Genomic DNA, 26,131 nt, shown 5'->3' on the forward strand with positions numbered 1-26,131 from the left:
GCCCTCAGCCTTCATCCGCCGCAAGCAGGGCGGCCTGTTCTTCCTGCGTCAGGGCATCGACAAACTCATCGAGTTCGCCCGCCATCACGCGGTCAATCTTGTAAAGCGTCAGCCCGATGCGGTGATCGGTCACCCGGCCCTGCGGGAAGTTGTAGGTGCGGATGCGCTCGGAGCGGTCGCCCGTGCCCACCTGGGCGCGCCGGTCGGCGGCACGGCTTTCGTGGGCTGCGGCGCGGTTGCGCTCATACAGGCGCGCGCGCAGGATCTTCATGGCCTTGGCGCGGTTCTTGTGCTGGCTTTTCTCTTCCTGCATCGCCACCACGATATTGGTGGGCAGATGCGTGATGCGCACCGCACTCTCGGTCTTGTTGACGTGCTGCCCCCCTGCCCCGGATGCCCGGTAGACATCTATGCGCAGGTCGCCCTCATGGACCTCGACATCCACTTCTTCCGCTTCCGGCAGCACGGCCACGGTCACGGTGGAGGTATGGATGCGGCCCTGGCTCTCGGTAGCGGGCACGCGCTGCACGCGGTGCACACCGGATTCATATTTCAGGCGGGCAAACACGCCACGCCCGGTAATGCTGGCAATGCCCTCGCGCAGGCCGCCGAGTTCGGACTGGTCATATTCCAGAATCTCGAAGCGCCAGCCGCGCTGGTCGGCATAGCGCTGGTAGGCGCCAAACAGTTCGGCAGCGAACAGCCCGGCTTCGTCACCGCCTGCGGCGGGGCGGATTTCAAGGATGGCGCTGCGCTCATCCGCCTCGTCACGCGGCAGCATGGCCAGGCGGATGTCGTGGCGCAGGGTCGGGATCTGCGAGCGCAGTTCATCGAGTTCGGCCTGGGCGAGTTCGCGCATTTCGGGGTCGGCGAGCATCTGGCTGGCATCACGCTCGGCTTCTTCCGCCGTACGCAGCGCGTTGACGCGCGTGACAATCGGCTCAAGCTCGGCATACTCGCGCGAGGCCTGCGTGAAATCGCTGCCCGAAAGACCTTCCGCCAGCAGGGCCTGCAATTCCGCGCACCGGCCAACGATCCGGTCCAGGCGTTCGTCGAATTTTGACACGCTCAGCCCCCTGCGGCGCTTCCGGCCTGAAGGGCTGCGGCCACGCCATCAAGCGGCACCTCGGTCTGCTGCCCGCTATCGAGGTTCTTGAGCTGGGCCACGCCACGCGCGATCTCGTCGCTGCCAATCACCACGACATGCGACGCCTGCATGCGGTTGGCGCGTTCCATGCGGCGCTTCATGTTGCCGCGATAGGATGTCTCGGCCCGGATGCCCGCAGCCCGCAGGCCCTGCAGCACGGCCAGGGAGACGGCCTGCGCATCCGCGCCCATCGGCACGACGGCGACCGGGCGCGGCTCGGCCGGAACATCCTCCAGCAGCATGGACAGGCGCTCGATCCCGCCAGCCCAGCCGATGGCAGGCGTGGCAGGGCCACCCATTTCGGCCACGAGGCCATCATAGCGGCCGCCAGCCAGCACGGTGCCCTGCGCGCCAAGGCGCTCGGTCACGAACTCGAAGGCGGTATGCCCGTAATAATCCAGCCCGCGCACGATGCGCGGATTTTCCCGGAAGCGCACGCCCATCGTATCCAGCGTGCTGCGCAGGCCATCCCAGAAAGCCTGCGCCTCGGGGGTCAGGAACTGGGCGATGGTGGGGGAATCCGCCACCAGCGCGCGGTCCTGCGGGGCCTTGCTGTCAAGGATGCGCAGCGGGTTGCGCTCCAGCCGGGCCTGGCTATCGGCAGAGAGTTCGGCGCGCCGTTCGCTGAAATAGGCGATCAGCGCCGTACGCCACGCATCGCGGCTGGCGCCATCGCCCAATGTGTTGAGTTCCAGCACCACGTCATCGCCAATGCCGAGCGCGTGCAGCACGTCGCGGCCCATGGCAATGACCTCGGCATCGGCCAGTGGCTCGGCAGAACCCAGCAGTTCGGCGCCGATCTGGTGGAACTGGCGGTAGCGCCCCTTCTGCGGGCGCTCGTAGCGGAACATGGGGCCGGCGTAGAACACCTTCTGCGGCAGCGACTGGGTCAGCCCGTTGGTGACCAGCGCGCGGCAGATGGCCGCCGTGCCCTCGGGCCGCAGGGTCAGGGATTCACCGCCACGGTCCTCGAATGTGTACATCTCTTTGGAGACAACATCGGACGTATCGCCCAGCGAGCGCGAAAAGACCCGCGTATCCTCGAACACGGGGGTCGACCACTCATCAAACCCGTACAGGCCGACAATGCGGCGCGCGGTTTCCACTACATGGTTGAACCGCCTGCGTTCCTCACCAATCAGGTCATGGGTGCCACGAACGGGCTGTAAGCTGCTCACTACGCGATATTCCTGTCTTCAATTCAATCCGGCGGGCCGCAGGCAGGCCGCCGGTCAGGCCGCGCGCGCCCCTGGGCAGGCGCGGCGCCTCATTCAGTCCGTGGTGGACATGGTGGCCTCGCGGGCCATTTCCTCGGCGGGGGTGTTGTTGGCATCCGCCTTTTCCAGCACGGCCACCTTCTTTTCCACCAGGTCCACGATATGCTCGATCATGTCGCCCGCGGGCATGGTGTGGTCCTGCTTGCCGGCGGAATAGACCATGTGGCGGCCCGAGCCGCCCCCGGTCACGCCGATATCGGTCATCAGCGCCTCACCGGGGCCGTTGACCACGCAGCCGATGATCGACAGCGTCATGGGCGTCTTGATATGGGCCAGGCGGTCTTCAAGCGTCTGCACGGTCTCGATCACGTTGAAGCCCTGCCGCGCGCAGGACGGGCAGGAAATGATCTTCACGCCACGGTGGCGCAGGCCGAGCGACTTGAGGATATCCCAGCCGACCAGCACTTCCTCTTCCGGCTCGGCCGAGAGCGAGACGCGCATCGTGTCACCCACGCCTGCCCACAGGAGGTTGCCCAGCCCGATGGAGGACTTGACCGTGCCCGCACGCTTGCTGCCCGCCTCGGTAATGCCGATATGCAGCGGGTGATCGCATACATCGGCAAGCTGCTGGTAGGCCGCGACCGCCATGAACACGTCCGATGCCTTCACGCTGATCTTGAATTCATGGAAGTCATGATCTTCAAGGATCTTGGCGTGCTCGAGCGCGCTTTCCACCAGGGCTTCGGGGTTGGGCTCGCCGTATTTTTCCAGCAGGTGCTTTTCCAGCGAACCCGCGTTCACGCCGATGCGGATGGAGCAGTTGTGGTCCTTGGCCGCCTTCACCACCTCGCGCACACGCTCGGCGCTGCCGATGTTGCCGGGGTTGATGCGCAGGCACGCCGCCCCCGCCTGGGCAGCCTCGATGGCGCGCTTGTAGTGGAAGTGGATGTCGGCCACGATCGGCACGTTCACTTCGCGCACGATCTCGGCCAGCGCCTTGGTGCTCTCCTCATCGGGGCAGGAGACGCGCACGATATCCACGCCCGCAAGCTCGGCGCGGCGGATCTGCGCGATCGTGGCCTCGGCATCGGTGGTCAGCGTGTTGGTCATGGTCTGCACCGAAACCGGGGCATCACCACCGACCGGCACCTTGCCGACATGGATCTGACGCGACTTGCGGCGTTCGATGTGCTGATAGGGACGATAGCTGCTCATTTCTGTGCCCTCCACATAAGGCGGCGGTGTGTGCTCCGGCCCGCCGTGGCGGGGCGTGGCACGGCCCGATGGTCTGTTACATGCCGGTTCCCGGCATGGCGGCCACAATGTGGACCATGCCGTAGGAGACCCTTTTACTCTGGATTGATGTGCTGCGGGAGGGGCGGAGAGAGATTATTGCCGCTCCCTGTGGCTGTTGTGCCGCCGGGCTGGATGGATGACGGCATTGGCGGGTGGATATTTGCCACAGGTGCCGCATGCAGCACCGAGCCATCAGCCACGGCTGCCGGGCTGAGCGGAATATTGTGCCGCACCTCGCCATTGCGACCGAGCGGCTGGGTCGTGACCCCGTCGGCTGCAAGCGTCAGGCCGCCCGCATTGCCCACGGTCAGTTCCAGGCCGGTCTGGCCCTGCGGTGTCTGCCATGTCTCGCCGGGCTGGAGCACGTGGTCATACAGCACCGGGCCACCGTGCTTGCGCACCTGCACCCAGGTCGTGGCCGATGCGTTCAGGGTCACGCTGTCGGTCGACGGAGCGGGCGGGGCCGTGACGGGCGCCTGCTGGGCCAGCACGTTGCGGTCCTCGCCCATTTTTTCCAGTGGCTGCGCAGGAGCGGCCGGCGCAGGCACGGGGGGCAGCACTGCGGTCGGCGGCAGTTCGGCGGGCGTGCCGGTCAGGGCCTCGCGCTCCTGCGGCGGCAGGGGCTGCGGGGTGGGCCGCTCATCCGCGGGCGGCAGCACCGAGGCCACCTGCGGCGATGCGGTCGTGCCCGATGACAGGCCCGGCAGGGTCAGCTTGACCGGAAGGTCGTGAATGCCCTGCGAGCCGGTCAGCTTGTACCACCCCGCATAGGCGCCTACCAGAATCACGAGGCCGCACAGCAGGAGCACACCGGTCGGCAGCCCCCGGTCGGGCAGCGGCACGGGAAAGGACAGTTCGGCCTTGCGGGTAAACGCGCCCCGGCTTTCTATCTTGAAGCGTTCGACAAGCTGTTCGCCTTCCAGCCCCAGCGCATTGGCGTAGCTGCGCAGGAAGCCGATGGCATAGGCTGAACCGGGGAGTTCGCCGGGGCGCCCTTCCTCAAGGGCCTGCAGGTAAGGCAGGCGGATGCGCAGCCATGCCGCGACATCGGGCAGGTTCCAGCCCAGTTCCTCGCGGCGCGCGCGCAGCATGTCGCCAACCGAGGCAATGGGAGAAGGACCCGGTGCTGGCGCGGGCGCGCCCGGCGTTGCCTTGCCGCGAAAAATGCGCTTGCCGTCGGTCATCCGTAGCGGGCCCTCTCTTCCTGACGGATCAGGGCATCGATGGCCTGATCGACCAGTTGACTGATAATTTCGCTGACCGGCTGCTCGGCGGTGATCATGCCCACCGACTGCCCGGCCATGACCGATCCGTTTTCCACATCGCCATCAATCACGGCGCGGCGCAGGGCGCCCGCCCAGAAATGCTCGATGTCAAGCTGGGCGGCTTCCCTGGTCAGTTCACCACCCTGAAAGCGGCGCAGCGTTTCCGCCTGGTGCTGCATGAAGCGCCGCGTGCCCGCATTGTTCAGCCCCCGCACCGGAATGACCGGAAAGCGCTCGTCAAGCTGCACCGATGTCACGGCATCACGCGCGTTGGCGCGGATGAAGGCCTTCTTGAAGTTTTCATGCGCGATGCTCTCGCGTGAGGCGGCAAAGCGCGTGCCAAGCTGCGCGCCCGATGCGCCCTGCTCAAGGTAGGACACGATGGCATCGCCCCGGCCAAGGCCGCCTGCCACGAACACCGGCACGTCATGGATATGGGGCAGGATTTCCTGCGCCAGCACCGTCAGCGACACGGGACCGACATGCCCGCCCGCTTCCGATCCCTCGATCACCAGCGCATCGACACCCAGCCGCACCAGCCGCTTGGCCAGCACGAACGCGGGCGCGAACGCAATGACCTTCGCCCCCCCGTCCTTGATGGCGCGGATGACCGGCCCGGACGGAATGCCGCCCGCCAGCACGACATGCGTAATGCCCGCCTTGATGCAGACCTGCACCAGGTCATCAAGCCGGGGGTGCATGGTGATCAGGTTCACGCCAAAGGGCTTTTGGGTCAGCGCCTGCGTGGCGGCAATTTCCTCGGCCAGCCGCTCGGGCTCCATCGCGCCGCAGGCCAGCACGCCAAAGCCGCCCGCGTTGGAAATGGCCGAGACGAGGTTGCGCTCGCTCACCCACGACATCGCTCCGGCCAGCAGCGCGTATTCACTGCCCAGAAAGCGCGTGCCACGGCCCCACAGGTGGTCAAGGCGGCTCCGGGCCGCAGCGCGGCGCGCGGGGTCGGTCAGGACATCAGGGGTGGCGGACATGGCGGTGCTCACGCTGCATCCAGCCCATAGGCGGCATGGAGCGCGCGCACGGCCAGTTCAGTATATTCGGCGGCGATCAGCACCGAGACCTTGATCTCGCTCGTCGAGATGACCTGCACGTTGATGTTGCGCTCGGCCAGGGTGCGGAACATGGTGCTGGCCACACCGGCATGCGAGCGCATGCCCACGCCCACCACACTGATCTTGGCCACGCTGTCATCGGTCTGCAGTTCGGCGTACTGGGTGGTGGCGTGCGTGCTTTCCAGCACCGAAATGGCGCGCGCGAGGTCGGTCTTGCCCACGGTGAAGGTCATGTTGGTCATGCCGTCATCGCCCGTGCTCTGCACGATCATGTCCACATTGACGTTGGCATCGGCCAGCGGGCCGAACACGGCGGCGGCAATGCCCGGCCGATCGGGAAGCTGGCGGACGGAAACCTTCGCCTCGTCCCGGGAGTAGGCAATTCCGGCGACCTGTTCCTGTTCCACGATTTCGTCCTCATCCACGACTAATGAACCGGGCAGATGCCCTTCCGATGGTGCTGGCCCGTCAGTAAAACTGGAGAGCACCTGCACGCGCACGCGCTCCTTCATGGCCAGTTCCACGCTCCGGGTCTGGAGTACCTTGGCGCCGACCGATGCCAGTTCCAGCATTTCCTCATAGGTGATGCGGTCCAGCTTGCGTGCCTTGGTAACAATACGGGGGTCGGTTGTATAGATTCCGTCCACATCCGTGTAGATGTCGCAGCGATCCGCCTTCAGCGCTGCCGCCAGCGCCACGGCCGAGGTATCGGAGCCGCCACGGCCCAGCGTGGTGATGCGCCCGTCTGCCCCGATGCCCTGAAAACCCGCCACGACCGGCACCTGGCCTGCGCGCATGCTCTCGATCAGGGCCGTGCCGTCGATTGATTCGATGCGCGCCTTGCCGTGGGCGTTATCGGTGCGCAGCGGGATCTGCCAGCCCAGCCAGGAGCGGGCATTGATGCCCAGCTTCTGCAGCGCGATGGCCAGCAGCCCGCTGGTCACCTGCTCGCCCGTGGAAACGACGGCATCGTATTCGCGTTCATCATGGGTTGCGGAAAGATCGCGGCAGTAACCGACAAGGCGGTTGGTCACGCCAGACATGGCGGAGACCACGACAGCCACCTCGCACCCGGCCTCGACCTGTTTCCGGACTTTTTCCGCCACGGCCCGAATCCGGTCAAGATCAGCGACGGAAGTGCCGCCGAATTTCATCACGATCCGCGGTACGGTAGGGGACATCGGAATAATGGCTCCATTATGGCTCGGGCTTCAGCATATCCGGAACGGGGGCCTGTTGGCCAATCCGGGGCATTGCGTTATGCGCAAGCCGCGTCACATACATCTCCGCAGCTTCCGCGTCCAGCGGGAGAAAGCCAAATGAAAGGCGGTGCACCCATGCAGCATCACGATTCGACCGTTGTGTCGGCGGATTCCGTCGCCCCTGAAGAAATCGCCCATTTCAGCGATCTCGCGGCCCGGTGGTGGGACCCCGCAGGCCCCATGCGCCCGCTCCATGCCATGAACGACCTGCGCACGGGCTGGGCCATGCGCCACCTGCCCGCCCCCGTGGCGGAAGATGGCGCCCGGCGCACGCTGCTCGATATCGGCTGTGGCGCGGGGCTGGCCAGCGAGGCGTTCGCCCGCGCGGGCTTTGATGTGACCGGGCTTGATGCCTCCCAGGCGGCGATTACGGCGGGGCGGCTGCACCTGCGCCACCACCCCCTGCCCGCTTCCGCGGGGCCGCTGGCCTATCGTTGCGGCAGCGCCGAGGAACTGGTGGCCCACCATGCACGCTTTGATGCGATTTCCGCCCTTGAGGTGATCGAGCACGTGACCGACCCCGCCGCCTTCCTGTGCATGCTGGGCAGCCTGCTCAGGCCGGGCGGGGCGATGGTGGTCTCGACCATGAACCGCACGTGGCGCTCGATGGCCATGGCCAAGATCGGGGCGGAATACGTGCTGCGCCTGCTGCCCGTGGGCACGCATGACTGGAAGAAGTTCATCACCCCCGCCGAGCTGGGCCAGTACGCCGCCCGCGCCGGGCTGCGGGTGACCGACATGGCGGGCATGGTGCCCGGCCTGGGCGGCTGGCGCGAAAGCCGCGACATGGCGGTAAACTACATCGCGGCCCTCGTACGCGACTAAGCGCCGCGCGCCGTTGCGGTCAGACCACTCAGATCGTGTTCATGAACGCGAAGGTGGTCGGGCTGCCCACGGGGGTGAAGTTCCACGTAAAGTCAAGCACGCCGGTCTGGGCATTGGCCTTGAACGACGTAACCGAATCACTACGCTGGTTGGCGCAGAACAGGAAGGTGCCGCTGGGGTCGAACATCATGGCGCGACCGTAATCGGCATGCATCCAGATTTCTTCCACCAGGTTGAGCGTGCCGTCGTCGTTCACGTGGAAGCTGGCCAGCGAATCGCCCAGCCGGTTCGACACATACAGGTATTTGCCGTTGGGCGAGAGCAGGATGCCCGCCGCCAGCGTGCTGCCGCGGAAATGCGGGGTGACGGTGCTCACGGTCTGTTGCGGCACGATCTCGCCGGTCTGCGGGTTGAAGGTGGCGGCGACCACTTTCGAATCCTGCTCGCCCAGGATGTAGATCATCGTCCCCTTCTCGTTGAAGGAGAAATGGCGCGGGGCGGAACCCGGCGTCATGGCGATGAAGGGTGTCTTGGCGGGCACGAGGCGGCCGGTATGCAGGTCGAGCGTCCAGACATAGACCCGGTCCAGCCCGGCATCGCAGGCCAGCACGTAGCGGCCCGAGGGGTCGGAGGCCACCATGTGCACATGCGCCATGGAATGATCGCTGATGGCGAAGTTGCCCGGCGGGTTGTCCGCCGCGCGGTCGGGCATGCGCGGGCCGGTATTGTGCACCACGTCGGTCGGGTCGCCCAGGCTGCCATCGGGGTGGATGGGCAGCACGCCCACCGTGCCCCCCATGTAGTTGGCCACCAGCACATATTTGCCCGAGGCGTGAATGCTCAGATGCGCGGGCACGGCGCCACCCGAGCGCATGACGTTGAGCTTGGTCAGTTCCCCGCTCGAGCGGTTGACCGAGAACGCGGTCACGCAGCCTTCCTTGCTGGCGTTGAAATCATCGATTTCGCTCAACGCGTACAGATGCCTGAAATCGCTGGACATGGCCATGAAGGACGGGCTGGCAATGTCCACATAGGTCATGAGCGGGGAAAGGCTGCTGGTATCAGGATTCATCTCGAACACCGATATGCCCTGCCCGTTGCCCGCCCCGCCCGGGGGGCCGTGCTGGGTGTAGCCGCCAATATAGCAGATGACACGGGGCTTGGGGGGCACGGTCTGGGCCAGGGCGCGCCGGGAGAGTGCTGGCACGCTGGCTACCAGGGCAGTGGCGAAGGTACGGCGTGAGAGGGTGGTGCTCATGACAGAAAGGGCGATCCCGGTCAGTTAAAACTGTTTTTCTTGCTTGCTACGGCAGTTTGCACGCAGGGCCGATGGCCCCGGTATAGCGGGTCCAGGTTTCGGTTTCACCAAATAAAGGCACGGCTACAAACCCCCGCAGCTTCAGGTCACCCGATTGCGAGACCCACAGCTTGGCATGGTACACATGCCCGGTATCCGGATCGGTGACATGGCCGTTCCAGTGCCCCCTGGTCTCGGGGTCAGGGGTAAAGCCGTTGAGCATGGGCAGGTTGCATTCAGGCTCGCCCCGCTTGTCGCGCGGCATGTCGGTGGTGTAGCGCAGGCCAGCCAGCCTGCCGCACACGTCCTGCCCGCACTGGCTGATCTCGAACACGCCGTCATGGTCCTTGGTCATCCACCGGCCGATGATGTCCGGCTCCCCGGCATGAGCGGTGGCGGGGGAAGCCAGCCCGACCGCCATGGCACATAACGCGGCCATGCCCGGCAGGGCAAACGCCCGGAGGATGCGGCCACCCGCCTGGCGCAGGGTCGTTTTCCGTTTTGTGTCGTGCATCTCAATCGTTCCCCCGACATGGCGCGCGTTCCGGTGGGTGCCCCGGAGCGCGCGCGTCTACCCTTTAGCTGTCAGCGCGCCGGACCCATGGAATGGCGTGGACCTCCACGCCCGCCTCATCAAGTTCGGCATGCTCCTCTTCCGTCATGCTACCATAAATGCCCCTGGCTTCGCGCTCGCCGCGGTGCATGCCCAGGGCTTCCTCGGCAAAATGGTCGCCTACGTCGTCACAATGTGTCTCAACCGTTTCGCGTATTTTCTGTAACAGGGCGAGCATGGTGTCGGGCATGGCCTGTGGCGCATGGCCGGGTGGCGTGGGCGTTGCGGTTTCTTCCATCTGCCGTGCGGGCATGCCCGTATGGATGGCGGGCGCCATAAGGGCACGTGTCACGTCGGGCACGCCGCAATGCGGGCAGGACAGCAGCCCGCCTGCGGCCTGCCGCTCGAACGCGGCGCTACCGGGGAACCACCCTTCAAACTCATGCCCCGCGCCACAGCGCAACTGATACCGGATCATGCCAATGTATCAGCCCCTGCCCAGCAGGGCATCGAGCCTGCCCGTGCGCTCGAGCGCCATCATGTCATCGCAGCCGCCAATGGGCGTGTTGTCGATGAAGATCTGCGGCACGGTGGTGCGGCCGCCCGAGCGGCTGATCGATTCCGCCCGCTCGGGCGTGCCGTAGGGGGCATTGATTTCGTTGAAGGCGACCCCCTTCTGCTGGAGCAGCCGCACGGCACGGATGCAGTAGGGGCAGCCGGGTTGGGTATAGATATCGATTGCGGGCATTGAACCTTCACTTGGCTTGCGGGTTGATCCGCCACCCATAATCCGGGGCGAATGCATCTGTTCGGGGCCATCTTATCCTATTGCGGCGCCTGCTGGCCACTGGCACGCGCGGCGGCCAGCACATCAACCCGCGCAGCCCCCGCCGCAAGCAGGGGAACGGTGCAGGCGGCCAGGGTGGCGCCGGTGGTCATGACATCATCCACCACGATGACGTGCCGCCCCGCCAGTGCGGGAATCCGCCCCGGCCGCACCGCAATCACCCCGGACATGAGGTGCTGGCGCTGGCTGCGGCCCAGCCCTTCAAGCGGGCGGGTGGCGCGGGTGCGCTCAAGCCCGTCACACACGGCGGCAGCCCCGGCAAGACCGGCCAGCGCACGGGCCAGAAGGGCAGCCTGGTTGTAGCGGCGGCCAAACAGCCGCAGGCGGTGCAGCGGAACCGGCATGAAAAGGCTCTCCCCCGTCATGATGTCACTGGCCGCCATGGCCATGTAACGTGCCAGCAGCGATACGTTTTCCGTGCGGTCGGCATATTTAAGCGGCAGGATCAGGCTGCGCGCGGTGTCATCATAGACCATGGCGGCACGGGCCTCGTGCCACGGGGGCGGGCTGTGCTGGCATGCGGTGCAGGTCATGTCCGGCCCCGCAGCGGCGCGTGAGATGAATGGCAGCGCGCAGCGGCGGCAGAATGGCGGCGTGATCAGGTGCAGTCGGCCCACGCATGGGCCGCACAGATGACCCGCCTGCGCCACCTCCGCCCCGCAGGCAAGGCAGCCGGGCGGAAACAGCAGGTCAAGCACCGGCGTCGCGGCCCTGCGCCACCAGGGGCGCCACCACGGGGTGCTGCTCATGAACTCACACGATCGTGGGCTTGGCAGGGCACGGGCATGGGTTCACACCAAGGGGCATGAGCCCGGATGTGCCGCAGATATTCGATCGCCATGCCGTGAGGCTGCACCGTGAGCGCGCGGCGCGCAACGTGGCAGCCGTGCGCCCGATCGTGGAGGAAGCCGCCACCCGCCTGCTCGACCGGCTGGATGATGTCACGCGCCCGTTCGCCACGGCGCTGGATATTGGCGGGCGTGGCGTGGTGGCGCCCCTGCTGCGCGCCCGCGGCATCGAAACCCTTGCCGCCGACCTCTCGCCCCGCATGGCGGCCCTTGATGCCGGGCCAGCCGTGGCCATGGATGGGGAATGGCTGCCCTTTGCGCCGCACAGTTTCGATCTGGTGGTGGCGTGCCTGTCGCTGCACTGGGTCAATGACCTGCCGGGGCTGCTGGCGCAGGTGCGCCATGTGCTGGCACCTGACGGGCTGTTCCTGGCCTGCATGCCCATCCTGCCCACGCTGGGCGGGTTGCGCACGGCGCTGATGGAAGCCGAGATGGCGCGGCGCGGTGGCGTCTCGCCGCGCATCTCGCCCTTTCCCGGCCTGCGCGACTGCGCCGCCCTGCTGCAACGCGCGGGGTTTGCCCTGCCGGTGGCCGATGCGGACGTGATCGAACTGAGCTACGCCACCCCCATGGGCCTGCTGGCCGACCTGCGCCACGGCGGCGAGACCAATGCCCTGTGCCAGCGCGCGCGTGGCCTCACCACCCCTGCCCTGCTGGCCGAGGCGCTGGGCCGCCTGCCGCGTGATGCCGATGGCGGTCTCGCGCAGTCGCTGCATGTCGCGGTCATGACCGGCTGGGCCCCTGCTCCCACGCAGCCCCAGCCCCTGCGGCCCGGCCAGTTCAGCGTGAGCCTGGAGGAGGCGCTGCGCGGCAGGCCGTAACATTCAGCCGCCCGTAACACTCATGTGGCGGCGCACGCGGGCGGGGTCATCGGCCTCGCGCCCGATCAGGAAGTCATGCCCCTTTGGCTTGCGCAGGATGGCGGCGCGGACATGATCCATCATCGCCGCATCATCCTCACCCGCGCGCAGCGGCGCGCGCAGGTCGGTCGAACCTTCATGGCCAAGGCAGGTATATAGCCTGCCGGTGCAGGACAGGCGCACGCGATTGCAGCTTTCACAAAAATTATGGGTCATGGGCGTGATGAAGCCGATGCGCCGGCCCGTCTGGCCAATGCGGGCGTAACGCGCGGGGCCGCCGGTGCGGTAAGCCAGCGGTTCCAGCGTCCAGTCCTGCTCAAGCCTGCGGCGCACGGTTGAAAGCGGCAGGTAACGGTCGGTGCGGTCTTCGCCCGTCTCGCCCATGGGCATGGTCTCGATCAGGCACAGATCGGCGCCGATCTCGCCGCACCAGGCGATCAGGGTATCGAATTCATCTTCGTTCACGTCCTTCATGGCCACGGTGTTGATGCGCACCGCAAGCCCTGCCTCCCGCGCCGCGTGGATGCCATCGAGCGTACGGGCCAGGTTGCCGCGCCGGGTAATGCGGGCAAAGCGGGCGGGATCAAGTGAATCAAGGCTGACATTGACCCGCCGCACGCCCGCTGCCCGCAGGCCATCGGCAAATTCGGCCAGCCTGCTGGCATTGGTGGTGAGCGTGAGTTCATCAAGCCCCGGCGCGTCCGTATCGCGGTGCAGCCATTTTCCCATCTCGTGGAAGAAGGACATGACATCACGCCGCACCAGCGGCTCGCCCCCGGTCACCCGCAGCCTGCGCACGCCGTGGCGGATGAAGGCTGCGCACAGGCGCTCGAGTTCGGTCAGCGACAGGATCTCCGCCTTGGGCAGGAAGGTCATGTCCTCGGCCATGCAGTAGATGCAGCGCATGTCGCACCTGTCGGTGACCGAGACGCGCAGATATGTCAGCAGGCGACCGTAGGAATCGGGTAGCGGGGCATGGTTCATGCGGCAGGAGCCCTAGGACAGCTCGGTCAGTTGCACGACCATGGCATTGACCATCACCTTGCCTGCATGGGGAAACATGACCGTAACGCGCGCGCCGATGGCTGACTGCACGGCGCCGTCGCCCCATTCCGGGTGGTCGGGGTGGCGAACCAGTTGTCCGGGAACAAGAAAGGACCGGAAAGGTGGAGGGGCCATGATGCTGCGCGGTTCCTGCATGGAGGTCATGACCGGCATATCGGACCGGTGCGGGCCTTATTAAACCCCATTGGCGGGTATTCAACAAAAAAACGGTTTGCCTCGCGCAGGATGGTTGCAAAACGAGTGGCCAGCCGCGCCGCCCGGCATCCGGGCCGTCGCGCAGGCGGCATTGCATATGAGCGATGCCCGCATCACCCCGCGCGCAATCAGGCCCTGCCGCCGCGCCGTCTTCCCCCTCCACACAAGGCATGTTACCGCAAGGGCATGCACACCCCCCTTTCCCGGCCGGTACGGGCATGAGCCGCCGCCTCACCATAAGGGACCGCCTGTGCGGCGCCGTGCTGGGGGCTGGGTGGCATGGCCTGTCTACCCTGCTGGCCCCCGCCCTGCGCGTGAACCTGCGCCGCAGGCTGGCCCGCGGCAAGGAAACCCGGGCAAGCCTGCCCCAGCGGCGCGGATGGGCCACGCGCGCGCGCCCTCCGGGGTTGCTTGCATGGCTGCATGCCGCCAGCGTGGGCGAGACGGTCGCCCTTCTCCCGGTGGTAGAACACCTGCTCGGCGCTGATCCCGCGCTGCATGTCCTGGTCACGACCGGCACGGTCACGGGAAGCGCCATCCTGCATGAGCGCCTGCCTGCAATAGCGGGACAGGACCGGGTCATTACGCAGTTCGCGCCACTGGATGTACCGCGCTGGGGGGCGCGGTTCCTTGATTACTGGCGGCCGGATGTAGGCGCGCTGGTGGAAAGCGAGTTCTGGCCCAACCTGATTGCCGCCTGCCACGCGCGGAAGATGCCGCTGGCACTGCTCAATGGCCGCATGTCCGACCGCTCTCTGGCCAGCTGGCGCAGGGCGGCCTGCCTTCTGGCCCGCATGCTCTCGGCCTTTGCCTGGGTCATGGCCCGCAGCACGGAAGATGCGGCCCGCCTGCGGCACGGCGGCGCAACCCGGATCGACCTGATTGCGGACCTGAAAGATGCCGCCGCCCCCCTGCCGCAAGACCCGGCGGCGGGGCGCAGGCTGCACGCCCTGCTGGGCAGCCGCCCGGTCTGGGTCGCGGCCTCCACCCATGAGGGGGAAGACGCCACCATCATCGCCGCCAGTGCCCTCGTGCGGCAGGCAGTACCCGATGCGCTGACCATTCTCATCCCCCGCCACCCCGAACGCGGCGCGGACATCGCCACGCTGGTCGATCCCGCCGCCCCACGCCGCGCCCTGGGCCAGACCCCTGCGGCGCAGGATGGGCTCTGGGTCTGTGATACGCTGGGCGAGACGGGTCTGTTCTTTGCCCTTGGCGCGCCGGTAATGATGGGCAACAGCCTGCCGGGCTGCGCGGGCGGCGGGCATAACCCGCTGGAACCCGCGCGCGCTGGCTGCCCTATCGCCAGCGGGCCACGGGTCAGCAATTTCCGCCAGGCTTATGCCCGCATGGCGGACAGCGTGCAGTCGGTCGAAACCCCGCCCGATCTTGCCCGATGGCTCATCCCGCTGTTGCAGAACCCTGAAGCCCGCCACAAGGCAGGCGCGCGCGCCCGGCAGCATGCCCAGCCGGATTCCACGCTGGCCCGGCGCATCGCCCACGCCCTGCTTGCGCTGGTCCCGCGCTGATGCAGCCGCCCGCATTCTGGTGGCGTCCGGCCACCGCTGCCGGACTGATGGCAGGACTGCTCTCCCCCCTTGCCCATCTTTATGCAGCCGCGACGGCACGCCGCCTGCGCCATACGCCGTGGCATGCGCCCGTGCCGGTGCTGTGCTGTGGCAATATTGGCGTGGGTGGCGCGGGCAAGACACCGCTGGTGATGGATCTGGCCCGGCGCGCGATAAACCGGGGGCGCAGACCTGCCTTCCTCTCACGCGGGTATGGCGGCCGGGCACGGGCGGGAACACGGGTTGACCCGCACCACCACACCGCGCGTGACGTGGGCGATGAACCCCTGCTGCTGGCCCGTATCGCGCCGTGTTATGTCGGCGCTGACCGGGCGGTATCGGCACGCCGCGCACTGGCCGATGGCGCGGATTGCCTGCTGATGGATGACGGGTTCCAGAACCCCACCCTGCATCAGGACCTGGCGCTGGTGGTGGTTGATGGCGCGGTCGGCTTTGGCAATGGCCGGGTACTGCCCGCAGGCCCGCTGCGTGAGCCGGTGGCCACGGCACTCGCCCGCGCCGGGGGCGTGGTCATCATGGGCCATGACCTGCCCGGCCTTGCAGCCAGCCTGCCCGATGGCCTGCCCCGCTTTACGGCAACCCTGCACCCTGACACGCGGGCCATCCCGCCTGGCCGGCCCGTCATCGCCTTTGCTGGAATCGGGCGGCCCGCCAAGTTCTTCGAGGGGCTGGCGCAAAACGGCATCCACCCCGTAAACTGCCTCGCCTTCCCCGATCATCACGCCTATACCGCAGCCGAGCAGGCCCGGCTGCACAGGCTTGCAGCGCAGGCCGGGGCCTGTCTTGTCACAACGCAGAAGGATGAAGTGCGCCTCGATGCGGCCCTGCGGGCCATGGTGCACACGGTCGGCCTGCAACTGGCATGGACCACCCCCGCCATGCCCGAACGGATACTGGATCTATGGCTGGGCACGACACAGCAATGAACGCACAACACCCCAAGGCAAAACAGCCCACGGGGCAGATGCGCCTTGAGGCCGCCCTGGTGCGCGGGCTTGTGGCCCTTTTCCGCCGCCTAGGCCCGGTGCGGGCCTCCAACCTGGGGGGGTGGCTGTGCCGCACGGTGGGGCCGCGCCTGCCCGTATCGAAAATAGCCGATGCCAACCTGCGCATGGCCATGCCCGAACTCGATGCCGGCATGCGCAGCACCGTCATCCGCGCCATGTGGGACAATATCGGCCGCAATGCCGGCGAGTTCCCGCACCTAGCCACCCTGCCCCGCAACCCGGCTGATGGCGCGCCTGGCTGGGATGTGGTGGGCGCGGAACACCTCATCGCGCAGGCGGCGAAGGGGGGGCCAACCATTTTCGTATCCAGCCATATCGGCAACTGGGAGATGCTGCCCCCCGCCGTGGCGCGGTACGGACTGCCGTTCTCCTCGTTTTACCGTGCGCCCAACAACCCGCTTGTCGACCGCATCCTGTGCGACCTGCGTGATGAGGCGATGGGCGCGCCCGTGCCGCTGTTTGCCAAGGGGGCACGTGGCGCGCGCAATGCGCTGGCGCATATCCTCAAAGGCGGCCATCTGGGCATGCTGGTGGACCAGAAGATGAATGATGGAGTCGCCGCCCGCTTTTTCGGCCAGCCCGCCATGACGGCAGGCGCCATGGCCGCCATGGCGCTCAAACTGCGCTGTCCGGTCATACCCGGCTATATCGAGCGCCTGGGCCCCGCACGGCTGCGCATGCATGTCCTCCCCCCCATCGACCTGCCCGATAGCGGCAACCGCGCAGCCGACCAGATGACGCTGACGCAACAGGTGAATGACTGGATTGAAGGCACAATACGGCAGCAGCCGGGCAGTTGGCTCTGGATTCATCGCCGATGGAATGGGCAATTGCCCAATTAAAAGCCTAAAGAATGAGCATGCATGCTACAAAATATTGCTTTTTTGCCACAGGGTGTTGTTTCTGCCTGTTTGTGCGGCTTTCTGCCTGAAATTCAGTTTGGCAAAGCTGCCATGCAGGAATAGCGTTGTTCCCATCTTGTCACGCCAAGACAGTCAGAGGGCCAACGGAATGCACATGATCACGCAGCAGGCTTCCGCCAGCAATGTTGTTTCCCTGCGGCAGGGCTTCCTGCCCCGTCACCGCGAATACCTGATGCGCTGGCTTGAGGCCGGTGCGTGCATGGGCCTGTGTGACGCGGATATCTCCGATCACAACGATGATAACGAGCCCGATATCGAACATGTCCTGGTCTGGGTGCGCGAGAACGCCAGGCCCGCCTACATGGTCCGCCCCGAAGGCATGGGCTGGGTGCTTGTTGACCAGATCCGCGACCGCCAGCTTGCCACCTACAGCAGCTTTGAAGCCGCGCTGCATGCCATTCGCCCGGTGCTGGCGCATGGTGCTACCGTCGCTGCCTGAAAGGCCAGCGACGGTCAGACCACCACCACCCTACTGCCCTGCCCCCTAGTTGGCGCTGCGCCGCAGCCTGCCCGCAGGAGGAATGACGATCCTGCCGCCACCGGTGGGCAGGATCTGGAACACGGCCAGATCGCGCCGTGTCTTGCCATTCTCCAGAAAACCGAATGCGCCATCCACCCCGCCAAACCCATCGGGGCGGGTCAGCGCCTGCACGGCGTAGCCATTGGCGCTGCCGGCAGGGCGGTTCTGGTCCAGCGCCTTCACCAGGGCCGCCGCATCATAGGTCAGGTCGGCCAGCGGGGTCGGCATATGGTGGTAAGCGGCCATGAACTGCTGCACGAACGCCTGCCGGGTGGCCGGATCGGGCGCTGCGTACCATGCGCCCTGCAACGCGCCGAGTTTGGTGGCAAATGCCGCCCACAGCCCCGGCCCCATGATCTGCACATGCGTATTGTCCACATGTGCCTGGGCCAGCGCGTTGATGACCATGCCCAGTTGCAGCCCGGTATCACCCAGCAGCAGCGCATCAAACGGCGGTGCGGGGAAATCCGGGGTGGCGGTGGGGGTCGCGGCGGCTTCCGGCGCGGGCGTGGCGGCCTGCGGCGCGCCATCGGGGTTGGCCGGGTCCATGGTCGCGGTATCGGGCGCGGCCTCGGGCATGGGGGGTGCCGGCGGCTGGGCGACAGGCTCGGGCTGCGGCACGGCGGCGGCGCGACTGTCATAGGCTGACAGGGTTTTCAGGTTGGCGGTCATCGCCTCCTGTGTGCTGTCATGGAACATGATCTGCGGTGATTGCAGCCCATTTTCCTCACACACCTGCTGCAGCGCCTGCCCAAGCGCATGACCCAGCCGGTTATCGGGCAGGAACGCCGCGAAATGCTGCCGCCCCTGCTGGCGCGCGGCGAGCACCATGCGCCGCACCTGCTGCTCGGGCGCGATGCCAAGGGTCCAGACACCGGGCTGGGCGACCGACATGTCGCTGGTAAAGGCCAGGACAGGCACGCCCGCCGCAGTGGCGACGGGGGCGGCCTGCGCGGTCTCCTCAGCAGTGAGCGGGCCAAGGATCAACCCATCGCCTGCCCGGACGGCGGCCTGCGCCGCAGTAGCAGCCGTGGTGCCGGGAGCGGCGGTATCATGCACGTCAAGCGGGGGCGCCGTGGGCGTGTTCATGGCCATGCGCGTGGCGGTCAGCATTTCCTGGCCCAGCCGGGCGTTCGCACCACTCAGCGGCAACAGCACCCCCACGTTGCGCCCGGCATGGGGCGCATGATGGCCGCCCCCCTCGCCGCCAGCACAGGCAGTCAGCACTGACAGCGCCAGCCCTGCCAGCAATAAGCGCTTGCATGCAGGGCGCACAGAGGCAGTATCAGCATCCTGTCCTTGCATCTGGGTTCCGAATGTCTGACGCCTCATCTTCCTCGCCTTCAAAATCTCAACATGCCCCGGACCATCCGGCGGATATAACCCGTGATGATATTCATAGCGGAGAATCCGCCACCCGTCATGCCGGGAACGCTGATGAAACCGGTCCGGTTGTGCACCAGGGTGGAGAAGTTGTGCTTGTTTCCACGCCAATAGGCAACCTTGGCGACATGAGCCGCCGCGCGGTCGAGACGCTGGCGGCGTGCGACCTGATCCTGTGCGAGGACACGCGCACCAGCGCGCGACTACTGCGTGAATACGGCATCCGCACCCGGACCCGCCCCCTGCATGACCATAACGAGGACAGGCAGATCCCCGCACTTCTCGAGGCCCTGAGCGCGGGCCAGCGCATTGCCGTGATCTCGGATGCGGGCACGCCGCTGATGTCGGACCCCGGCTACCGGCTGGTGCGCGCCGTTGTGGCGGAGGGCGGCCATGTAACGGCAGTACCGGGGCCGAATGCCGCGGTCATGGCGCTCACGCTGTCGGGCCTGCCGCCGCATCCGTTCATGTTCTCGGGCTTCCTGCCGCCGCGCGAGGCGGCGCGGCGCGAGGTGCTGGCGCAACTGCACGCCGCCGAATGCGCGGGCCTGTCCGCCACCCTGATCTGGCATGAGGCCCCGCACCGGCTGGCGGAAATGCTGGCAAGCCTGGCCGATGTCATGGGCGGCAACCGCCCCGCCGCAGTCGCGCGCGAACTGACCAAGCGCTTTGAGGAAGTGCGCCGCGGCACGGTGGCGGAACTGGCCGCCCATTACAGCGCGCACCCGGCACGCGGCGAGATTACCGTGGTGCTCGGGCCGCCGCTGCGTGAAGACAGCACCGCAACCGATCTCGATACCCAGTTGAACGAGGCCCTGCTGACACTCTCGGTCAAGGATGCGGCAGCGCTTGTGGCCGGCATTACCAGCCTGCCGCGCCGCACGGTCTATGCCCGCGCGCTGGAACTGGCGCGGGAGAAAAAATAGGCGCGCTGGCCGTTACTGCGCCCCGATATCGGTATTGAACAGGGAATCAGCGGGCATGGGGCCGCCCGTGGTGGCATCGAGCAGGTCAACGCGGGTGGTGTCCTGCTGGGCATCCTGAATGATCCAGCCGCGCAACAGCAGCGGGTTGTCATGGAACAGCAGGGTCATGCTGCCATCGCCCGGCGTATCGGTGCGCACCACGGTAATGTCGAGCGCATTGCCGTCATGGGAGAGGCCCGTGACCGTAACATCGCCCGACAGTTGCAGATGCGGGCGCAGCAGCAGGCCAAGCGGGGTCTTTTCCATCGGCATGGTGGTGGTCTGGTCAAGCTGGCTGTCGTTGAACACCACCTGGTCATGATTGGCCACGAGCAGCAGCGGGCTGGGCGGATCATACTGGAAGCGCATGCGGCGATTCGTGCGGTCGATCCACGCCGTGCCGGTGCTCACCTTGCCATCAGGCGCGGTCTGGCGGAAATGCGCCTTGAGCAGGCTGATCGCATCAAGGTGGTGCTCGACGCGCTCAAGCAGCGCATGGTCCTGGTCCGATGCCCCCACGGCCATCTGCTCCTGCGCATGGGCAACGGGCGCGAACGGGGCGCCGGACAGGCAGGCAAGGCTACAGGCGGCAATGACGGGAAGAAATTTCATGATGCGGCGCAATCCGTGCAGACACTCTGAGCACAGTCGTGCCCCATCATGCCCGCAATATCAAGCCAGCCCTCCGGCACGGTTCCCTATGAACTGCCAATCAGCACGCCCGCCACGAAGACCAGCAGCCCGCCGATGACGATCTGCACGATGGCCGAGCCAAACGGCGTGTCCTGATAGCGCCAGCGTATCCATGAAATGACGAACAGTTCGATCACCACCACCACGATCGCGGCAATCATGGCAGCCGAGAAATCATCGATCAGGAACGGCAGCGTATGCCCGATGCCGCCCGCCGTGGTCATGAGCCCGCACACCAGCCCGCGCAGCAGCGGCGCGCCACGGCCTGACAGCTTGCCGTCATCGGACAGTGCCTCGGCAAACCCCATCGAGATCCCTGCCCCCACCGAGGCCGCCATGCCAACGAGAAAGGCATTCCAGGGCTGATGCGTGGCAAAGGCCGCGGCAAAGACCGGGGCCAGTGTCGAGACCGAGCCATCCATCAGGCCCACAAGGCCGGGCTGGATGATCTGGAGCACGAAGCGGCGGCGGGCGTCCTCGTCCTCGCTTTCGCGCTTGCTGGTGGGCAGGCGGTCGAGGGTAATGGCATTGGCCGCCTGCTCGTGCTGGTCCTCGGCATGGGCGAGGTCGCCGAGCAGCCTGCGGGTCGCGGCATCGGTGGTGCGCAGGGCGGCCTGGCGGTAGAATCGCGCAGCATCCGTTTCCATCTGCCTTGCATGGGCACGCACCGCCTCGATGCCCTGCGTCTGCACCTGCCAGGCGGGTTTGCGCACCATGAAATCGGCAATATCGGTGCGGCGGATCAGCGGAATATGCGGACCGAACCGGCTGACATACAGGTCGATCAGGTCGCGGCGGTGCTCGTCCTCCTCCACCGACATGTCGGTAAAGATCCTGGACGTGTCGGGATATTTCTCGCGCAGGGTGTAGGCGAAGTCGGAATAGATGCGCCCGTCTTCCTCCTCATTGGAGATGGCAAGCGCGAGAATTTCCTGATCGGACAGGGAAGAGAATTTACGCATCAATCAGTCTATGCATAAATTCTCTTAATGGCTCAAGAATATTGTAAAGTTACAAATAATTCTCAATTGAAATACGCAAGTAAAGCGATCGAAAATGATTCTGCTTCTCGATTACGTTGCTTGGTAAAAACATCTCCCCGCTGCCGCTCACACCACGGCGGCTTCGGTAAAGACATGGGTCACATCGCCCTGCCAGCGCCCCTGATAGGCGGCAAGAAAGGCTTCGGCCTGCGTGGGGCCACCGGCAGCGATTTCCTGCAGCGGGGCAAGGTAACGGGTTTCGTCCTGTCCGTTGCCATCACGCAGGGCGCGGGCGCGCAGGCCATCGGTGGCGAGGGCGATCATGCGGGCGGCGAGCGGGCGCAGCGTGCCCTGCCCCCACGGCGCATCCAGCCCCAGGCGCGGCACGGCGGCACGCAGGGCAATATAGTCATCCCAGCCGTGCTCAAGCACCAGCTTCTCGGCGGCCTGCAGGGTGGCGTCATCATAGAGCAGCCCGGTCCAGAGTGCGGACTGGGCCAGCATCATGGCGGGCGATCCCGCATCGGCCCCGCGCATTTCAAGGAACTGCTTGAGCCGCACATCGGGGAAAGCGGTGGTCAGGTGATCCTCGAAATCGCCAATGGTGGGGCGCTCGCCCTCCAGCCCCGGCGGGCAGCGTCCGTCAAGCCAGGCGCGGAAGGAATGGCCCGCCACATTGATCATGCGGTTGCCACGGGTGACGAAATACATCGGCACATCGAGCAGCCACTGCACATAGGCCGCGAAGCTGAACCCGTCTGCAAGGAACTGGCGCGGCATGCCTGCGCGCGCATTGTCGGTATCGGTCCAGACCCGGGCGCGGTTGGACATATAGCCATTGGGGCGGCCTTCATAGAACGGCGAACTGGCAAACAGCGCGGTCGCCACCGGCTGCAACGCCAGCGAGACCCGCATCTTGCGCGCCATGTCCGCTTCCGAGCCGAAATCGAGGTTCACCTGCACGGTGCAGGTGCGCAGCATCATGTCCAGCCCCAGCGTGCCCACGCGCGGCATGTAGTCGCGCATGATGGCGTAGCGGCTCTTGGGCATCCACGGAATGTCAGAGCGCCGGGCCATGGGGTGAAAGCCCAGCGGGGCGAAGCCAAGCCCCAGTTCGGCGCAGGCCGGGCGAATGGCCGCGAAGTGATGCGCCATCTCGGCGGCGGTATCATGCAGCGAGACGAGCGGACCGCCGGAGAGTTCGAACTGCCCGCCCGGCTCGAGCGAGATGGAACTGCCCTTGGCCGCCCCCTGCCCCTTGAGGCCGATCAGCGCACCCTCATCAATGATGTCCTGCCACTGCGTGCCGCCTTCTTCGGCTGAAAGGGCACGCAGCAGGGCCTCGATTCCGCGTGGGGCGTAAGGGGGGGATGACCATGCCGCACGGCCCGGGCCTGCGGTAGCGGGTTTTACAAAACCGAATTTCTCATGTTCCGTGCCGATCCGCCACTGCGCCCGCGGGCGCGCGCCCGCAGCCAGCAGGGCGACCAACTGGTCAGGGGATTCGATGACGTGTGCATTATGCGCGCCGGGATTCGACATGGCGGGGGCAATATCCTCATGACAGTCAGGGCAAGGCCGGGCTGGAGACAGGCGGAAGGGAAGCGGGAGAGTTGTTACGAAGCCTTATCACATAAGACCTTGAGGCCCGACCCGACAAGAGCCAGTGCCGCTGCCGCCGCCGTATCCGCCCGCAGCACCAGCGCGCCAAGCGAGAGCGGCCGCACGAAAGCCTGCCTGCCCAGCATCTCATGCTCGCGGGGCGAAAATCCGCCCTCCGGGCCGATCAGCACGCCATCGCCCACATGGGGCGCGGGCGGGGCCACCACCTGCGGCCTGCGCTCGAGGGCGGCAAAAAGAGCCGTATCATCAGGCCATTGCGACAGCACCGTGGTCAGGGGCGCCAGCGGGTCGATGGCGGGCACGTCCAGGCGCTCGCACTGCTCGGCCGCCTCGGTGGCGATGCTGTTCAGGCGCTCGGCATTGATGCGGTGGGTATTGGTGCGCTCGGTCACGACAGGGCGGAAATGCGTGACCCCGAGTTCCGTGCCCATGCGGATGACCGTCTCGGTCGCATCGCGCTTGAGGGGCGCGAACACAAGGCACAGCCCCGGCGTGGCCGCAGGCGCGCGGGTCTGCTCCACCACGCGGATGCGGCAGCGCTCGCGGCGCAGGTGCTCGATCACGGCCTGCCATGCGCCATCACGCGCGTTGAAGACCTCGACCACCGCCCCGGCCTGCTGGCGCATGACCGTGCCGAGGTAATGGGCCTGCCCCGGCTCCAGGTCAAACACGGCATCGACTGCCATGGGGGCGATGTGGGCGGGTGGTATGAACAGGCGCGGACAATCCCTCATGCCGGATGATAACCTTTCAGCGCAGGACAGGATACAGGAACACGATGCCGGGGCCGGTCTTGACCCCACAGGGCCTTCCGGCCCATCTGTGTGGCCATTAGCAGCCACGGGGCGCGCCGTCATCGGCAAACCCGGCCCCACCGGCAGCAGGCAAGCGGCAAGGAGTTGTAGCGTGAACCAGCCCATACCCCATACGGACATCAGGGTGGATGGCTGGATCGGTCGCCTGCCGCCGCGCCTGCGCCCCTATGCCCTGCTGATGCGGCTCGACCGGCCCATTGGCACGTGGCTTCTGTTCCTGCCCGGCGTGTGGGGCATCCTGCTGCCTGACCATGTACCAGCAAGACAGCGGCTTTTCCTGATCATGCTGTTTGGCATTGGCAGCGTGGTCATGCGCGGCGCGGGCTGCGTGGTCAATGACATGTGGGACCGTGACATCGACCGCCAGGTGGCCCGCACGGCAGGCAGGCCGCTGGCCTCGGGCGCCCTGTCCATGCGCGAGGCGGCGCTGTTCCTCGCGGCCCTCCTGCTCATCGGTTTCAACATCCTGATGAACCTGAATGTGCTCTCGCAGATTCTGGGTGCATCCTCGCTCGTTCTGGTAGGGCTTTACCCGCTGGCCAAGCGGGTGACGTGGTGGCCACAGCTTGTCATGGGCTTCACCTTCGGCTTTGGCGCGCCACTGGGCTATGCGGCGGCGGCCAACCATATCGATGCAGCGCTCGTCACGCTCTATGCCGCCACCATCGTGTGGCAGCTCGGCTTTGATACGATATACGGTTTTCAGGACATGGAGGACGATGCCCGCATTGGCGTGCGCTCCACCTCCCGCCTCATGGCCGGGCATGCGCGGCTGTTCGTGGGCGCGTGCTATGGGCTAACGCTGGCCGGACTGGCGGGCGCAGGCTACCTGGCTCATGTGGGGCCGGGCTTCTGGCCTGCGCTGGCGCTGCCCGCGGCCCTGCTGGGCTGGCAGGTGTGGCGGCTGGATGAACGTAGCCCCGCCACCTGCCTGCGCCTGTTCCGCTTCAACCGCGAAACCGGGCTTGCCATCGCCCTGGCCGTGCTGGCGGGAACGCTTACGCGCTGACGTGCAGCGTGCGGGCCAGGAAATCACGCGCCATACCCATGCACTGAAGGAACAGGGCGGCATCAAAACGATGCCCCTCATCACGCAGGAAGGCATGCTGGGCATTGAACTCATGCCACTCGTAGCATGTGCCCGCCTTTTCCATCGCGGCACGGATCATCTGCCGTCCTTCAAAGGGCACATGCGGGTCCTGGCGCCCCCATACCATCAGCGCCTCGCCGCGCATCTCGCCCACGCGGGCCAGCGTGTCATCACACTTGCCTTGCCCCAGCGTGGCGGAATGGATATCGGTGGCATAAAAACACACCGCCGCCCGCACCCGCGGGTCGAGGGCCGCGCGAAACGCTAGGTGGCCGCCAAGGCACACGCCCATGGTGGCAAGGCTTGCGGTGCAGTGCGGGTTGGCAGCCAGCCAGTCGAGTGCTGCGCGGGCATCGTGGTCGTAACCTGCGACCGGCTTTTCGAATTTGAGAAAATTGCCGCGATCCGTGCCCGGCTTGTCATAAGCCAGCACGGTGCCTGCGGGTTCATATTCGTGATAGACCTCAGGCACCGCCACGACGTAACCCTGCCCCGCCATCATGGCGGCCAGCCTGCGGATGGGGGCCGTGACCTGATAGATTTCGGAAAACAGCACGATTCCGGGAAAGCGCCCTGCAATGGCCGGGCGGAAAACATGCATCCGCATCATGCCTGAGGGCGTTGGGATATCTGCCGTCTCGTCGGAATGGATGATCATGATGAAACTCCTGCCAGTGGCGCAAAAGGCCACGATAGCAGCATGCAGGCGGCCAACCGAGAGGGGGCGGACCGATCATGCCTGTAATATCAATTCTTAAATTGATAGTTTTTTGTTCATTTATTGCGCAAAAACTGC

The 26,131-nt window shown here is 66.3% G+C and carries 27 protein-coding genes; 8 read left to right on the plus strand and 19 right to left on the minus strand.

Annotated elements, in window-relative coordinates:
* Window positions 1-4: 4 nt before the first annotated feature.
* The 6 genes from prfA to HNW77_RS00755 all read right to left on the minus strand — a co-directional run bounded on the left by prfA (window position 5) and on the right by HNW77_RS00755 (window position 7,173).
* The gene (gene prfA / locus HNW77_RS00730) at window positions 5-1,066 is read right to left on the minus strand and encodes a peptide chain release factor 1 (RefSeq protein WP_172154428.1); all 1,062 of its coding nucleotides are present in this window, start codon (window positions 1,064-1,066) and stop codon (window positions 5-7) included.
* 2 nt (window positions 1,067-1,068) lie between these two features.
* The gene (hisS, locus tag HNW77_RS00735; RefSeq protein WP_172154430.1) at window positions 1,069-2,325 is read right to left on the minus strand and encodes a histidine--tRNA ligase; all 1,257 of its coding nucleotides are present in this window, start codon (window positions 2,323-2,325) and stop codon (window positions 1,069-1,071) included.
* A 93-nt stretch (window positions 2,326-2,418) separates the two neighbouring features.
* A complete protein-coding gene (ispG, locus tag HNW77_RS00740) occupies window positions 2,419-3,579 on the minus strand; it encodes a flavodoxin-dependent (E)-4-hydroxy-3-methylbut-2-enyl-diphosphate synthase (RefSeq protein WP_172154432.1) in 1,161 nt (386 codons plus the stop codon).
* A 134-nt stretch (window positions 3,580-3,713) separates the two neighbouring features.
* Window positions 3,714-4,844: a helix-turn-helix domain-containing protein gene (locus HNW77_RS00745; protein WP_172154434.1), complete on the minus strand. Its 1,131-nt coding sequence runs from the start codon at window positions 4,842-4,844 to the stop codon at window positions 3,714-3,716.
* On the minus strand, window positions 4,841-5,911 hold the full coding sequence (locus tag HNW77_RS00750; protein ID WP_172154525.1) for an NAD(P)H-dependent flavin oxidoreductase: 1,071 nt from the start codon (window positions 5,909-5,911) through the stop codon (window positions 4,841-4,843). Before HNW77_RS00750 ends, HNW77_RS00745 begins: the two co-directional genes overlap by 4 nt.
* A gap of 8 nt (window positions 5,912-5,919) precedes the next feature.
* Window positions 5,920-7,173, minus strand: a complete 1,254-nt coding sequence (locus HNW77_RS00755) for an aspartate kinase (RefSeq protein WP_172154436.1) — start codon at window positions 7,171-7,173, stop codon at window positions 5,920-5,922.
* Window positions 7,174-7,329: 156 nt separating this feature from the next.
* On the opposite strand from HNW77_RS00755, the gene ubiG reads away from it, so the two are divergent.
* Window positions 7,330-8,079, plus strand: coding sequence for a bifunctional 2-polyprenyl-6-hydroxyphenol methylase/3-demethylubiquinol 3-O-methyltransferase UbiG (ubiG, locus tag HNW77_RS00760; RefSeq protein ID WP_172154438.1), 750 nt, complete (start codon window positions 7,330-7,332; stop codon window positions 8,077-8,079).
* Window positions 8,080-8,107: 28 nt separating this feature from the next.
* Here the strand turns inward: ubiG and HNW77_RS00765 are convergent, their stop codons facing one another.
* The 5 genes from HNW77_RS00765 to HNW77_RS00785 all read right to left on the minus strand — a co-directional run bounded on the left by HNW77_RS00765 (window position 8,108) and on the right by HNW77_RS00785 (window position 11,525).
* Window positions 8,108-9,337 (minus strand): lactonase family protein, encoded by a 1,230-nt coding sequence (locus tag HNW77_RS00765; protein ID WP_172154440.1) that lies wholly within the window; start codon window positions 9,335-9,337, stop codon window positions 8,108-8,110.
* Between the two features lie 46 nt (window positions 9,338-9,383).
* Window positions 9,384-9,890 carry a DUF2147 domain-containing protein gene (locus tag HNW77_RS00770; protein ID WP_408886742.1) on the minus strand — a complete coding sequence of 169 codons (507 nt, stop codon included), beginning with the start codon at window positions 9,888-9,890 and terminating at the stop codon, window positions 9,384-9,386.
* Window positions 9,891-9,954: 64 nt separating this feature from the next.
* Window positions 9,955-10,407: a DUF1178 family protein gene (locus HNW77_RS00775; protein ID WP_172154442.1), complete on the minus strand. Its 453-nt coding sequence runs from the start codon at window positions 10,405-10,407 to the stop codon at window positions 9,955-9,957.
* Window positions 10,408-10,416: 9 nt separating this feature from the next.
* The gene (gene grxC, locus HNW77_RS00780; protein ID WP_172154444.1) at window positions 10,417-10,677 is read right to left on the minus strand and encodes a glutaredoxin 3; all 261 of its coding nucleotides are present in this window, start codon (window positions 10,675-10,677) and stop codon (window positions 10,417-10,419) included.
* A 77-nt stretch (window positions 10,678-10,754) separates the two neighbouring features.
* Entirely contained in the window at window positions 10,755-11,525 is a 771-nt protein-coding gene (locus HNW77_RS00785) for a ComF family protein (RefSeq protein WP_172154446.1), read from the minus strand.
* Window positions 11,526-11,581: 56 nt separating this feature from the next.
* Here HNW77_RS00785 and HNW77_RS00790 point away from each other — a divergent pair, with 56 nt between their 5' ends.
* Window positions 11,582-12,445 (plus strand): methyltransferase domain-containing protein, encoded by an 864-nt coding sequence (locus tag HNW77_RS00790; RefSeq protein ID WP_172154448.1) that lies wholly within the window; start codon window positions 11,582-11,584, stop codon window positions 12,443-12,445.
* Between the two features lie 3 nt (window positions 12,446-12,448).
* Here the strand turns inward: HNW77_RS00790 and moaA are convergent, their stop codons facing one another.
* Entirely contained in the window at window positions 12,449-13,468 is a 1,020-nt protein-coding gene (moaA, locus tag HNW77_RS00795; protein WP_172154450.1) for a GTP 3',8-cyclase MoaA, read from the minus strand.
* Window positions 13,469-13,480: 12 nt separating this feature from the next.
* Window positions 13,481-13,702 carry a DUF3553 domain-containing protein gene (locus HNW77_RS00800; protein WP_172154452.1) on the minus strand — a complete coding sequence of 74 codons (222 nt, stop codon included), beginning with the start codon at window positions 13,700-13,702 and terminating at the stop codon, window positions 13,481-13,483.
* A gap of 260 nt (window positions 13,703-13,962) precedes the next feature.
* Here HNW77_RS00800 and HNW77_RS00805 point away from each other — a divergent pair, with 260 nt between their 5' ends.
* The 4 genes from HNW77_RS00805 (at window position 13,963) to HNW77_RS00820 (ending at window position 17,702) form a co-directional block, all read left to right on the plus strand.
* Window positions 13,963-15,273: a 3-deoxy-D-manno-octulosonic acid transferase gene (locus tag HNW77_RS00805; protein ID WP_172154454.1), complete on the plus strand. Its 1,311-nt coding sequence runs from the start codon at window positions 13,963-13,965 to the stop codon at window positions 15,271-15,273.
* Window positions 15,273-16,259 (plus strand): tetraacyldisaccharide 4'-kinase, encoded by a 987-nt coding sequence (gene lpxK, locus HNW77_RS00810; RefSeq protein WP_172154456.1) that lies wholly within the window; start codon window positions 15,273-15,275, stop codon window positions 16,257-16,259. The genes HNW77_RS00805 and lpxK overlap by 1 nt, the downstream gene beginning before the upstream one ends.
* Window positions 16,256-17,182: an LpxL/LpxP family acyltransferase gene (locus HNW77_RS00815; protein WP_408886743.1), complete on the plus strand. Its 927-nt coding sequence runs from the start codon at window positions 16,256-16,258 to the stop codon at window positions 17,180-17,182. Before lpxK ends, HNW77_RS00815 begins: the two co-directional genes overlap by 4 nt.
* Window positions 17,183-17,357: 175 nt before the next feature.
* Window positions 17,358-17,702: a hypothetical protein gene (locus HNW77_RS00820; RefSeq protein WP_172154458.1), complete on the plus strand. Its 345-nt coding sequence runs from the start codon at window positions 17,358-17,360 to the stop codon at window positions 17,700-17,702.
* A 45-nt stretch (window positions 17,703-17,747) separates the two neighbouring features.
* Here the strand turns inward: HNW77_RS00820 and HNW77_RS00825 are convergent, their stop codons facing one another.
* On the minus strand, window positions 17,748-19,088 hold the full coding sequence (locus HNW77_RS00825; protein WP_241694202.1) for a penicillin-binding protein activator: 1,341 nt from the start codon (window positions 19,086-19,088) through the stop codon (window positions 17,748-17,750).
* An 11-nt stretch (window positions 19,089-19,099) separates the two neighbouring features.
* On the opposite strand from HNW77_RS00825, the gene rsmI reads away from it, so the two are divergent.
* Window positions 19,100-20,092 (plus strand): 16S rRNA (cytidine(1402)-2'-O)-methyltransferase, encoded by a 993-nt coding sequence (gene rsmI, locus HNW77_RS00830; RefSeq protein ID WP_172154462.1) that lies wholly within the window; start codon window positions 19,100-19,102, stop codon window positions 20,090-20,092.
* A gap of 12 nt (window positions 20,093-20,104) precedes the next feature.
* On the opposite strand, the gene HNW77_RS00835 is transcribed toward rsmI, so the two are convergent.
* The 4 genes from HNW77_RS00835 to HNW77_RS00850 form a co-directional block, all read right to left on the minus strand.
* Complete coding sequence (locus HNW77_RS00835) at window positions 20,105-20,743, minus strand: LolA family protein (protein ID WP_172154464.1); 639 nt, start codon at window positions 20,741-20,743, stop codon at window positions 20,105-20,107.
* An 86-nt stretch (window positions 20,744-20,829) separates the two neighbouring features.
* On the minus strand, window positions 20,830-21,786 hold the full coding sequence (gene mbfA, locus HNW77_RS00840; protein WP_172154466.1) for an iron exporter MbfA: 957 nt from the start codon (window positions 21,784-21,786) through the stop codon (window positions 20,830-20,832).
* A 147-nt stretch (window positions 21,787-21,933) separates the two neighbouring features.
* The gene (locus tag HNW77_RS00845) at window positions 21,934-23,349 is read right to left on the minus strand and encodes a glutamate--cysteine ligase (protein ID WP_172154468.1); all 1,416 of its coding nucleotides are present in this window, start codon (window positions 23,347-23,349) and stop codon (window positions 21,934-21,936) included.
* Between the two features lie 74 nt (window positions 23,350-23,423).
* Entirely contained in the window at window positions 23,424-24,164 is a 741-nt protein-coding gene (locus HNW77_RS00850) for a 16S rRNA (uracil(1498)-N(3))-methyltransferase (protein WP_172154470.1), read from the minus strand.
* Window positions 24,165-24,336: 172 nt separating this feature from the next.
* On the opposite strand from HNW77_RS00850, the gene ubiA reads away from it, so the two are divergent.
* The gene (gene ubiA, locus HNW77_RS00855; protein WP_172154472.1) at window positions 24,337-25,254 is read left to right on the plus strand and encodes a 4-hydroxybenzoate octaprenyltransferase; all 918 of its coding nucleotides are present in this window, start codon (window positions 24,337-24,339) and stop codon (window positions 25,252-25,254) included.
* Here the strand turns inward: ubiA and HNW77_RS00860 are convergent.
* The gene (locus HNW77_RS00860; RefSeq protein ID WP_172154474.1) at window positions 25,244-25,993 is read right to left on the minus strand and encodes a dienelactone hydrolase family protein; all 750 of its coding nucleotides are present in this window, start codon (window positions 25,991-25,993) and stop codon (window positions 25,244-25,246) included. The two genes, ubiA and HNW77_RS00860, sit on opposite strands and share 11 nt — an antisense overlap.
* Window positions 25,994-26,131 lie beyond the last annotated feature (138 nt).

This window comes from Komagataeibacter melomenusus (assembly GCF_013155395.1).
Classification (GTDB): domain Bacteria; phylum Pseudomonadota; class Alphaproteobacteria; order Acetobacterales; family Acetobacteraceae; genus Komagataeibacter; species Komagataeibacter melomenusus.